The organism is Paenibacillus sp. JQZ6Y-1 (assembly GCF_040719145.1).
Taxonomy (GTDB): domain Bacteria; phylum Bacillota; class Bacilli; order Paenibacillales; family Paenibacillaceae; genus Saccharibacillus; species Saccharibacillus kandeliae.
The window spans coordinates 2,415,559-2,426,897 of the sequence record NZ_JBFDUZ010000001.1 but is presented as its reverse complement, the minus strand read 5'-3'; the positions used below and the strand labels follow the sequence as shown (position 1 = coordinate 2,426,897).

Here is an 11,339-nt window from a genome sequence, read left to right as displayed (position 1 = left end):
GCAACGTATAAGTAGATGTGACGAGACGGTTTTACGTCAAAAGGCTGCCATAGGTTCATGACTCGAGATGTCTTTTAACAGGTATATAGAAGATCATGCTGCAACCAGAGGTACATATATTACAGGTCAAAAGCAACAAATAAGCAAGATTCAAAAAAAATTTTTGGAGAATTTTACGATAAAATCAAATCTTTTTTATTACAAATATATACAACTGATATAACAAAATGGATATTTTGAAATAATGAATAAAAATTCGTTATATGTGAATATTATGCAATGAAATAAAATGTTGATTTATATATAACCATAATGACATATTAAAAAGAAAAGACTGGATTGATCTCTTGTGGAAGCAAGCGACCACTTCTCATGTCAGGTTTGACGAACAAATGAATTCTAAATAGGAATCCTTACTAAATCATTCATTTTCCTATGAGGATATGAAAAATGTAGCAATTAGCAATCGCTTATTTTATCCAAAAGAGCGGAAAAGCCATTTATATAGCAAATAAATAGCTATGCTAATTAATAGAACAAAGGTCGATTACTACTTCATGATCCCAAGCAAAGTCCACATAAGATGATCAAAATAGAGGGAAACGAAACAGGAAAGCAAACAAAAAACATCATAAAGAACAAACAAAGCTCTTTTTATGTAAGGTAATATAACATTAAAGTTAAATGCGATATATTTGTGAACAAAACTTGTTTTGTGTCTGAAATGTAAACAGAAAGTGAAAAAATATGCACTTTATTTCAAAACAGATTCAAGAGTATGTAAAATGTAAGCGTTATATTTAACATATGGAAAATAATTAAGGAAGTGGAGGGAAGGTCGATTGAAGTCAAAAAACGATTTCAGTAGGCTTGCAATTTAATTGAAATAGGAGTAAAGTAGCTTTTGCCCTAGTTAGTACAGGTACCGGCTGAGAGATAAGAGCCCGTTGCGGCTTATATTTATTCATTAATGATCAAGCGGGCAACTGCCAAAACCCGTGAATGCGTCATTACGGACTGCCGGAGCTTTTGTCTAACAGACCTGTTTAAAATATGCAAAACCAAAAATTATACACATACTGAAGGAGAGTTTAACAATCATGAATCACAAATTGCAAAAAGTACTGCTGTCCACTGTTGTTGCTGCAAGCGTAAGCGCTGTAGCTGTAACTGTACCATTCAACGCTAACCAAGCTTTCGCTGCAAGCGAGCAATCCAACCACGACAAACGCAAAGACAAAGCAGACAGAATCGCTGACAACCAAGCATTCCTGGACGCTCAAAATGCTCAATTCGAAGCTCTGTTCGGCAACCAAAATGCTGACGAAAATACTACAGCTACAAAAGAAGAAGCAGCTGCCCCTAGCGAGACAACTGCTCCTACACAAGCGAAAAACCAAGTCACTGTTGTTGTTCCACAAGGTGCCAGCCTGACTGAAATCGCTGCTCAATACGGTATCACTGTAGACGAGCTGGTTGCTGCCAACAACCTGCTGCCTGCTGGAACTCAATTGACTGTTCCACAAAAATAAGAAGAATAATCTGATCGGCCAAGAACAGATCATATAACGGAAACGGGATGCCTGCTATCATTACTGCCATAATGATAAAGGGTGTTCCGTATTTCTTCGTTATTGAAGCGGTGCAGCGTATGCGTCAGTTATGTAGAAATAACATGAGTGATTGCATGCTTGCTTTATACGATTGAACTTAGTATACGGGTATTTATTATAAAGGGCAATAATAAAAATCATTTTTTACATAAAAAAAGCTGACATTTCATATAATGTCAGCTTTTTTGTACGTTTTCATTACCGAAAAGTCGAACGTTACCATCTTATATCATAATTAACGTTCAGTTTTGGTAGTATCTTCATGAAAATACTCCCCATTTTTTGAGTTATAAACAAAGGTTTTATACAAAATGGAGCGCCTATATGGCTAAGGCGCTATCCTTTACCTCCGCAGCAACAAATCCCGATAAATATATTCAAAAATAAATTCGAATGCTTCCAGATGACGCTTGGCTTCAAACGCATTTTTACCCCAAGCGTAAATGCCGTGTCCGCGTAGCAGAATGCCCGGTATCGCCTGATTCAGTACGCCTGGTACTAACTCAGCAATGCGCGGGATCTCGGCGTAATTGGGCAGTACAGGGATGGTGATAGCGGCATTCTCTTCCCAGATATTAAACGCCTTGATCAATTCCAGTCCTTGAATCGGTACAGCGCCCTGCTCTCCGAAATATTCGCTTACCAGATTGTTAAACACGGTATGTACATGAAATACAGCACCGCAGCCAGTCTCGCGATAGATTTCGCAATGGATCAACGTCTCAGCACTTGGCTTCAAGGCTGTCGTTTCGCACGGACGTCCCTGTTGATCGACAAAGAGAAAGTCGGACGGTGTGCTGACCGATTTGTCCTTGCCGCTTGCAGTGATGGCAAAATGGAAGTTGTCCGGCTCATAATCGCCCACACGTAGCGACAGATTGCCGCTAGTACCCGGAAACCAGTGTCGTGCGGCAAATTGCTCCTTGATGCCGCTCAGCTCTTGCAGCACTGCCTGTTTATGTTCAAGTGCAATATTGGCAAAACTCATGTATGCATCGCTCCTGTTCGTTGTCGTAGATCATCGATAATATCGTGAAACGTCTCAAACGGTACATGCGGCACGCCCAGTTCGCGGCATTTATCTGTCAATACAGAGCGCGAGTAGACCAGATCAGCGATCTTGGCACCTTCAAAATCGGTTAAGCTATCACCGATCAGAATGCGCTCGTACTTCTCCGATGAAAATCCACGCATAACGGTCGTTTTACACATGCCACAATCGTTGTCGCAATGCTCATCACATTGATGAGGCCATAGAATTGTAATAGTTTCCTCAGAAAAGTCGGCACTGTTACAAAATATATGATCTTCTGGAATATCAAACGGCTCCAGCAGCGGTTTAAGGAAAAAGTCGATCCCACCGCTGGTCACATAATAGGGAATATGCTGTGCACGCACAAACTCTAGAAAGTCACTGTATCCTTCACGAATACCTGCATGCTGCAATACATAGTCGATAATGTCTTTCTTTTGCGAGGAGGGCATTAGACCGAACATCGCACCAACACCGTCGCGGATAGAGCGCTGCTGATTGACTACGCCATCCATAATCTCCTTGTAACCGGGGGGAGAGAAGTGCTTCATAATCGATACGATATTGTCCGAATTGGTAATGGTGCCGTCAAAGTCGCAAAAGATAACGGGTTGCTTGTGGCTCATACTTCACCACCCCAGATTTCCAGCGCTTGCGCCAGCTCGATATGACCTTGAACCGCGTAATCTGCCAGCGATACGCCAGACAATGCCGCATCAATCGCTTGTTGGAAAGCACGTCCGCCTGCGCTTGCGCCGCCCGGATGACCGTGAATCCCGCCACCTGCATTAATGATGACATCATTGCCAAAGTCGCGCAGAATCAGCGGCACCAGCCCCGGATGAATACCCGCAGATGGTACAGGGAAGCTCGTTTTGAACGGTAGGCTGCCGCTCAATAGCTGCTCGCGGATCGCCATATTTTCTTCTTTTGGCATCGTAACCGAACCGTAAGGAGAAGGGAACAGCACGAGATCGGCACCCGCAAGACGCATAAGCTGACCAAGCAGCACGGAAGCGGAGATGCCGTAATACGGTGATGGATAATACGCGCCAGCAAGCGCTGGATGTGCCATGATCGGAATATTGATGGCGGGATCATTACTCAATTCGGCAAGCACATCATAGCCGTAGGATAATACATTGAACAGCAACGCATTAGCACCTGCATCAATCGCTTTGCGAGCTTGCTCCTTCAATTGAAAGGTAGAGCCGGTCAGATTGGCAGCGTAGAGCACAGTTTTGCCAGTCTCCGCTTTGGCGGCTTCGGCAGCCTTACGGCAAGCCTCTACACGCTTCTCAATCGGTGTCAGTTCATTTTCAAATAGGATTTCGTCGTCCTTGATCAGATCGACACCGCCCAGCGCCTGCGCACTGAATTGCCGGGTCAATTCGTCCAGATCATGACCGATTACCGATTTGAAAATACTCATCAGCAGCGGACGATCAGGAACGCCAAGCAACTGGCGTACGCCATGCAAGCCGAATTTTGGTCCGCCAAAATGACCGAGAAAATGCTCGGAAAACTCCAGATGTGTCAGCTTGATACGTCCGTCCATGGAAATTTTACCGAAGACCGTAACGAGTAGCGCTGGAATATCACTGCTAAAGTTAGCGTCTGGATAAGCGATACGAATATCTGCATATCGCTCGCCGCCAGCGGGCTCCACAACATCGACCGAAATGACTTCACCGAGATGCTTTTTCATAGATTGCTGCTTGGCGGCAGGCAATTCGGTCCAACTACCAACCGTCATGCCAACCGCGATAGAGGTTGCTTTTTTATGAAAATCCGCCTTCTCGTCATAACAGCGGTACGTAGCGATGCAATAGCTCATAGATGCTCCTCCTTGAGTGCTGCCCCCATTTCTCGGGAGCGTTCTGCACAGCGTTCAATCCCACGGATAATGGTTTGCTTCATTTGATGCTCGTCGAATACTTGGATTGCAGCGGCAGTGGCGCCGTTTGGTGACGTAACCTTGGCGCGCAGCTCAGCGGGCTGTTCACCGGTTTGCTGTACCATATGAGCGGCACCGACAACAGTTTGAACGGTCAGCTCATGAGCTTGCTCACGCGTTAAGCCACCCTGTACACCGGCTTCGATCATCGCTTCCATGACATAGTAGATATAGGCGGGACCACTGCCGGAAATGCCAGTTAACGTTTCCATTTGATCTTCAGCGATTTCGGTTACGGTGCCGACTGCTTCAAACAGATGCTGCACGGTTTGTTTCTGGGCAGCTGTTACTTCTGCGGAGAATACAAGCCCTGTTGCACCCAGACCGATAGTGCTGGACGTATTGGGCATAGTGCGTGCAATTGGCTGCTTTTTGCCAAGTACATATTGCATCGTTTCCACTTCGAGTCCAGCAATGACCGATACGAGCAGTTGATTATCGTTCAAAAGTGGACTTAGCTGATGAAGCGCCGCCGCTGCATCGACTGGCTTCATTGCCAGTACGATAATGTCTGCCTTTTGCAGCACTTCATCCCGCTGCGTCTCGTTGTTCACGACCGATACGCCGTAGCGCTGGATTAGATAATTCATCCGATCCGTGTTGCTGCGGTTAATCATCGTTACCTGACCTGGTACAACGACCGAACGATTCACCAGTCCGCGCAAAATTGCTTCCGCCATCGAACCTGCGCCGTAGAAGCAGATCGATTGATTTATGAATGTGTGTTGCTTTGCAGAATGACCCATATTTATCTATCCTTCCTGATTCCAATATTGATCTATATCTAATGAAGCATGGTTATGATGTTCTACCCATTGGAGCATAGTTACCATGAAAGGTGCACAAACAAGATGAGCAAGACGACCTGAATGCCTGAAACAAACATTTACAATCAGCCATCTTGCTACCTTCCGTTTAGCCGCGTGTTTGACCTGTGCCGTAGATTTTGTATTTCGTGGAGGTGAGAGATGGTAAGCCCATTGGTCCGCGTGCATGCAGCTTCTGGGTGCTAATGCCGATCTCAGCGCCAAAGCCAAATTCAAATCCATCAGTGAAGCGGGTAGAGGCGTTATGATATACTGCCGCTGCATCCACTTCCTGCATAAAGCGATTGGCATGATGTTGATCCTTGGTCACGATACATTCGGAATGCTTGGTGCCATAGGTCGCGATATGTTGCATAGCCTCGTCGAGCGAATCAACAATTTTTACATTTAAAATATAATCGTTATACTCGGTCGCATAATCCTGCTCGGTTGCACCTGTTACCCATGGCAGTAATTCACGCGTACGCAGACAGCCGCGCAGCTCCACATGATACTCATCGCGCAGTTGTTCAGCCAGACGGATCAATGTCTGCTGATCATAGCCGGAATGAACAAGGAAGGTTTCCATCGAGTTACAGACGGAAGGACGCTGCACTTTGGCATTGATAGCGATGTCTGCCACCATCTGGTGGTCAGCAGATTCATCGGCATACGTATGGCAAATGCCTGCGCCTGTTTCGATCACGGGTACGGTGGAATTTTGTACTACATTTTGAATAAGGGCACTACCGCCGCGTGGAATGATCACGTCAATCAGACCGTTTAGCTTCATCATTTCATTGACAGAAGCGCGATCTGAATCCTCGATCAATTGCAGCGCATCTGCTGGCACGGCGGAATCATGGAGCGCGCCGTGCATCACCTCGATGATTTTACGGTTCGAGGAGAGGGCGGCAGAACCTCCGCGCAGTACGATAGCATTCCCTGTTTTGAGCGCCAGCCCCGCCGCATCGACGGTTACATTCGGACGGGCTTCGTAGATCATGCCGATCACGCCGATCGGTACGCGAATTTTGTGGATTTGCAGACCATTGGGACGCTGAATGGTTTCCAGCAGCTCGCCAATTGGATCGTTGAGTTCTATAATCTGACGTAACCCTTCGGCAATATCCTCGATCCGTTCCTTGGTCAACCGTAGTCGATCCAGTAAGGATTCGGAAGTGCCGTTGGCACGTCCATTGTCAATATCCACCTCATTGGCGACAATAATCTCTTCATGCTGCGCCACCAATGCGTCTGCCATGAGTCGCAATGCCGCATTTTTGTCGGCAGTAGAGACACTGGCAAGGGGAAGGGCAGTACGGCTTGCCAGTGTTGCTTTTTGTACTACTTCGCTTACTTCAGTCATTGCGTAGTCCTCCTTGAACATCATATGTGATAATCTGCTTGCTTCGTAATGATAGATTTCGTTATAACTCGCTATGCTTGTCCTATACATATAAAGCTATGATTCGTAACTGCATATACGATAGAAAGGTGTAGTGCGTATGCTTTCATTCTTATTATAATGTAATCCATTCATCTCGATGTACAGCTTCGAGATGCTGGACATGATCGACACCTAACGTTTCGGCGATTTTACCGCTTGGCAAACCGATAATTTGCTGCAATTGGTCATAATCGTAATTGACGATGCCGCGTCCGAGTACATCACGCTGCATGTTTTGTACCTCGACCACATCCCCCGCATGGAATTGTCCCTCTAACTGACGAATGCCTACTGGTAGCAAACTGCGTCCATTGCCGACTAGCGCTTGTTCTGCACCTTCATCAATGATCAATGTGCCGAGCGGTACGGACAGGAAGCCGAGCCACTGCTTTTTCATCGGCAATGCCGCACTGTGAGTGGAAAAATATGTGCCTTTACCTTGATGGTTCGCTGCTAGCAGCAGGTCACCCGGTTGTTTGACACGCCCGACGAAGACTTCGATTCCTCCGCGGGTGGCAATTTTGGCAGCATCCACTTTGGAGCGCATACCACCTGTACCGACTGCTGATCCGGCGCCGCCCGCCATAGCATAGATTTCGTCAGTAATTTCATCAATCACCGGATAATGCACTGCTTCCGGGTCTTTGCTCGGATTGGCGCTGTACAATCCATCTACATCAGTCAAAATAAGCAGATGCGATGCTTTGGCGAGATTAGCGACGAGCGCGGATAAGGTATCATTATCGCCGAATTTGAGTTCGTCTACCGAGACGGTATCATTTTCATTGATAATCGGAATCACATGTTGCTTCAACAATTCCTCAATCGTCATGCTGGCATTGCCTGCCCGCTTGCGATGGGTAAAATCGCCGCGTGTGAGTAAGATTTGAGCACTGACGATCCCATGCTTGGCAAATGCCTGCTGGTAATCGCGCATGAGCAGCGCCTGACCAACCGATGCGGCGGCTTGTTTTTCGTGCAATAAACGTGGACGTGACACATAACCGATCTCGCGGAATCCGGCAGCGACTGCACCAGAGGTAACGAGCAGCACCGAATGTCCTTGCTGCTGCAATGCAGCGATTTCGGCGGCAAAAAAGTTGACCGCCTCATGATTCAGACCACCCTGTGGTCCAGTCAGCGAGCTGCTGCCGATTTTCACGACAATACGCTGGTGTTGCATGATGATTCACTCCTTCTGCATAATACGACATAACATTACTTCATGATGGCATGCTGCGGCATACGAGGGCAGAATGCAAAAAAGACTTCCGCCCTCTGTATCCAGCATGAATACAAAGGACGAAAGTCTACACTTCCGCGGTACCACCTTTATTGACAGCACAGAGCTGTCCGGCTTGAAGCCCGATAACGGCGGCAAGTCCGTTCGGCGTTTGGCGCCGAAAGCTCAGGGGCAGGTTCGGCAGGAGCTGGCGGTGAATCCTTTCAGCCTCTGGAATTCACTCTCTATGCACGCCGCTGTTTTGCTTACTATTCCCTTCATTGCGTTCTGTATAATTGTCCGTGCGGTGTATCCACCACTTCGGTCAGATAATAATGTCCTTATGTCCGATGAACGGGGTTCCGTACAATCGGTGTTGCTGATTAGGATAGCACGGACTGTGACTTTTGCCAAGTACCGCGTGGCAGGGATAGTGTAATTTATATTCAGAACATCGGTATTTGCGGAAAATATATGCTGTAGGTTTCAAGCAACAGCGCTAGCAAATACATTCAGCTAGTTATCTGTAAAACATCTGCCAGAAGTTCAAGTGATGATCTTAGTTGATTAGAGAACACGTTCAGTCTTTACGAAATATTCACTCTCTGCAGAATACGTTCACTCTCTACAAAATGAGTTCATTCTCTACAGAACAAGCTCAGCTTTTACCAAATAAGTTCAGCTTGCCAATCCGCTGTACCGCTTCGCGTAACCGTTCTTCGGACGTAAGCAAGCCGATGCGCACATATCCTTCACCGCCCGTACCAAAGCCAATACCTGGTGCAACTGCCACATGCGCTTCTTCCAGTAGCAATGTAGCAAACTGGCGTGAATCCATACCTTCTGGAACAGGCAGCCAGCAGAAGAACGAGCCTTTGGGTGCTTCCGCCTTCCAGCCGATCTTGTCCAGTTCTTCAAAAAAGGCATTGCGGCGCGATTCATAGCGATCCACCAGATCGGTAACGCATTGCTGATCATCAGTCAATGCTCGTGCTGCTGCTGCCTGAATACCGCCAAACAGACTGACATACACATGATCCTGCATCAGATTAATTAGACGAATAATCTCGCTATTACCAAGCGCAAACGCTACGCGCCAGCCTGCCATATTGTACGTTTTGGATAGGGTATAGAATTCCACGCCCACTTCTTTCGCACCCGGAACTTGCAAAAAGCTAACCGGCTTCTGCCCATCAAATCCAATTGCTCCATACGCAAAATCGCTCGCTACAACGACCTGATTGCGGCGCGCAAATTCCACCGTTTCTTCATAAAACGAAAGTGGAGCCGTCGCCGAGGTTGGATTATTGGGATAATTGAGAAACATCAGCTTCGCCCGTTCCAATACTTCCGGCGAGATGGCGCTGTAATCCGGCAAATAAGCATTGTCTTCAGTTAGCGGCATAAAGCTCATCTCGGCACCAGATAATGCCACACCTGACCAATAATCAGGATAGCCGGGATCGGGAACAAGACATACATCGCCCTTTTGCAGTAAAATCTGACTGATCTCAATCAAACCGGTTTTGCCGCCAAACAGAATGGCTACTTCTGTCTGCGGGTCCAGATCGACATCGTAATCTTCCTTATACCGCTTCGCAATGGCTTCTTTCAGAAAAGGATAGCCGGAAAATGGAGAATACTTGTGGTACTGCGGATTGCCTGCTGCTTCGCGCAGTTCTTCCACGATATGCGGTGGAGTCGGTTGATCCGGGTTTCCCTGACCTAGATTAATCACATCATGCCCGGCGTTCACATGCCGATTTACATCCTGTACCAGCTTGGCAAAAAACTGCTCCGGCAATTCATTCATCATTCCCGCCGGTATAATCGGAAATGCGGATACACTGCTATTGTTCACATTGGACATCGGCTTCATCACTCCGGTTACTGTAGTTGAGATGGTACATTAGTATACGTCATGAAAAGGCTAGAGGTTGAGCAGGAATCAAATGCTTCTATTGAGCATACATCAGCCGGTATAGATATGACACGCAACCTGATCCTCGCTGACGATTCTGCAAATGGGGTCCTCTTCTCTGGGTGCTTACATAGTTATCCTAATCTATCACGATTTTTCCGATTGGTATAGAGGAATTGTCTGGAAATATTGCTTTTGTGTCGTTGCTGCGGCTATGATAAATGCAATATCAAGCACATAGGGAGAGATGAGCAATGACTGCACGGCAATACCATATCAGTCTTATTCAAATGGATATCGCCTTGGCGGAGCCGCAGGAAAATATACGGCGTGCTGGAGAATGGATTGAGCGCGCCATGACCGCCGAGCAGCGCCCAGATGTGATTGTGCTGCCGGAAATGTGGAATACCGGTTATGCGCTGGATCGACTGGATGGAATCGCTGAGCCGGAGCATGGCCCGATTAATCGTTGGCTGAGCGAGACGGCACGCAAACATCAGGTGGTGCTGGTCGGCGGTTCGGTATCAGAGCAGCGTGACAGCGGCTTTTACAATACGTTATATGTACATGGAGCAGATGGACAGCAGCAGGCGAAGTACGACAAAATTCATCTGTTCAAACTAATGGATGAGGAAAAGTTCATGCAACCCGGTGAAGAGACAGCATTGTTTCCGCTAGGGGATGTAACGGCGGCGGCATCCATCTGCTACGATATTCGTTTTCCTGAACTGGCACGTACGCTCGCCTTAGCGGGGGCGAAGGTGTGGTTTGTGCCTGCCGAGTGGCCGCATCCACGTCTGCATCATTGGCGCACCTTGCTAACGGCGCGCGCGATTGAGAATCAGATGTATGTCATCGCCTGCAATCGTGTCGGAAGCGACGCGAAAAGTAGGTTTTTTGGTCATTCGATGGTGATTGATCCTTGGGGCGAAGTGATTGCCGAGAGTGGGGAAGAGGAAGGTATTCTGACCGCTACGATTGATCTAGATTTGTCTGATGAGGTACGTGGACGCATACCGGTATTCGCTGATCGTCGCCCAGAATTGTATCGGCATCAGGAATAAATGGTATGACTGTTGATCATATGGTTTATCTATAAAGAGAAAGCTCTTTGGCGTTTCCGTTACAGTCCTGCTCTGTACTGGTGGAATGACAAGGAGCTTTTTTATGAAGAAATAGCGAAACAGGAATAGAATGTTTATAAAAGAACAAAACTAACTAAAAGTAAGTTAGTTGTGGTTTTGAAATTGTTTTGCTGTTTACTCTTTCATTTGCAGAGGAACAGGATATAATAAAACTATACAAAACGTCTTAAATTAAGATATTCAACATTTCTT

The 11,339-nt window shown here is 46.8% G+C and carries 9 protein-coding genes; 2 read left to right on the top strand and 7 right to left on the bottom strand.

The annotated features are described in order from the left end of the window. The first annotated feature begins 1,100 nt into the window (after positions 1–1,100). The gene (locus ABXR35_RS10305) at positions 1,101–1,532 is read left to right on the top strand and encodes a LysM peptidoglycan-binding domain-containing protein (RefSeq protein ID WP_367059141.1); all 432 of its coding nucleotides are present in this window, start codon (positions 1,101–1,103) and stop codon (positions 1,530–1,532) included. A gap of 424 nt (positions 1,533–1,956) precedes the next feature. Here the strand turns inward: ABXR35_RS10305 and mtnB are convergent, their stop codons facing one another. From mtnB to ABXR35_RS10270, 7 genes are all read right to left on the bottom strand, one after another. Continuing rightward, positions 1,957–2,601, bottom strand: coding sequence for a methylthioribulose 1-phosphate dehydratase (mtnB, locus tag ABXR35_RS10300; protein WP_367059138.1), 645 nt, complete (start codon positions 2,599–2,601; stop codon positions 1,957–1,959). After that, a complete protein-coding gene (locus tag ABXR35_RS10295) occupies positions 2,598–3,272 on the bottom strand; it encodes a 2-hydroxy-3-keto-5-methylthiopentenyl-1-phosphate phosphatase (protein WP_367059135.1) in 675 nt (224 codons plus the stop codon). Before ABXR35_RS10295 ends, mtnB begins: the two co-directional genes overlap by 4 nt. Further along, positions 3,269–4,483: a 2,3-diketo-5-methylthiopentyl-1-phosphate enolase gene (locus ABXR35_RS10290; RefSeq protein WP_367059132.1), complete on the bottom strand. Its 1,215-nt coding sequence runs from the start codon at positions 4,481–4,483 to the stop codon at positions 3,269–3,271. Before ABXR35_RS10290 ends, ABXR35_RS10295 begins: the two co-directional genes overlap by 4 nt. Beyond that, entirely contained in the window at positions 4,480–5,349 is an 870-nt protein-coding gene (gene proC / locus ABXR35_RS10285; RefSeq protein ID WP_367059129.1) for a pyrroline-5-carboxylate reductase, read from the bottom strand. Before proC ends, ABXR35_RS10290 begins: the two co-directional genes overlap by 4 nt. 169 nt (positions 5,350–5,518) lie before the next feature. Next, on the bottom strand, positions 5,519–6,778 hold the full coding sequence (locus ABXR35_RS10280) for a glutamate-5-semialdehyde dehydrogenase (protein ID WP_367059126.1): 1,260 nt from the start codon (positions 6,776–6,778) through the stop codon (positions 5,519–5,521). A gap of 154 nt (positions 6,779–6,932) precedes the next feature. Next, positions 6,933–8,042: a glutamate 5-kinase gene (gene proB / locus ABXR35_RS10275; protein ID WP_367059123.1), complete on the bottom strand. Its 1,110-nt coding sequence runs from the start codon at positions 8,040–8,042 to the stop codon at positions 6,933–6,935. A 697-nt stretch (positions 8,043–8,739) separates the two neighbouring features. After that, positions 8,740–9,951 (bottom strand): pyridoxal phosphate-dependent aminotransferase, encoded by a 1,212-nt coding sequence (locus ABXR35_RS10270; RefSeq protein WP_367059120.1) that lies wholly within the window; start codon positions 9,949–9,951, stop codon positions 8,740–8,742. Positions 9,952–10,256: 305 nt separating this feature from the next. Here ABXR35_RS10270 and ABXR35_RS10265 point away from each other — a divergent pair, with 305 nt between their 5' ends. Continuing rightward, positions 10,257–11,066 carry a carbon-nitrogen family hydrolase gene (locus ABXR35_RS10265; protein ID WP_367059117.1) on the top strand — a complete coding sequence of 270 codons (810 nt, stop codon included), beginning with the start codon at positions 10,257–10,259 and terminating at the stop codon, positions 11,064–11,066. Positions 11,067–11,339: the final 273 nt, after the last annotated feature.

What these genes read in the sequence shown, in the direction of transcription:
- proB (WP_367059123.1), bottom strand. Translation starts at nt 8,042, where the DNA reads ATGCAACACCAGCGTATTGTCGTGAAAATCGGCAGCAGCTCGCTGACT.
- ABXR35_RS10270 (WP_367059120.1), bottom strand. Translation starts at nt 9,951, where the DNA reads ATGTCCAATGTGAACAATAGCAGTGTATCCGCATTTCCGATTATACCG.
- ABXR35_RS10295 (WP_367059135.1), bottom strand. Translation starts at nt 3,272, where the DNA reads ATGAGCCACAAGCAACCCGTTATCTTTTGCGACTTTGACGGCACCATT.
- ABXR35_RS10305 (WP_367059141.1), top strand. Translation starts at nt 1,101, where the DNA reads ATGAATCACAAATTGCAAAAAGTACTGCTGTCCACTGTTGTTGCTGCA.
- ABXR35_RS10290 (WP_367059132.1), bottom strand. Translation starts at nt 4,483, where the DNA reads ATGAGCTATTGCATCGCTACGTACCGCTGTTATGACGAGAAGGCGGAT.
- ABXR35_RS10280 (WP_367059126.1), bottom strand. Translation starts at nt 6,778, where the DNA reads ATGACTGAAGTAAGCGAAGTAGTACAAAAAGCAACACTGGCAAGCCGT.
- mtnB (WP_367059138.1), bottom strand. Translation starts at nt 2,601, where the DNA reads ATGAGTTTTGCCAATATTGCACTTGAACATAAACAGGCAGTGCTGCAA.
- ABXR35_RS10265 (WP_367059117.1), top strand. Translation starts at nt 10,257, where the DNA reads ATGACTGCACGGCAATACCATATCAGTCTTATTCAAATGGATATCGCC.
- proC (WP_367059129.1), bottom strand. Translation starts at nt 5,349, where the DNA reads ATGGGTCATTCTGCAAAGCAACACACATTCATAAATCAATCGATCTGC.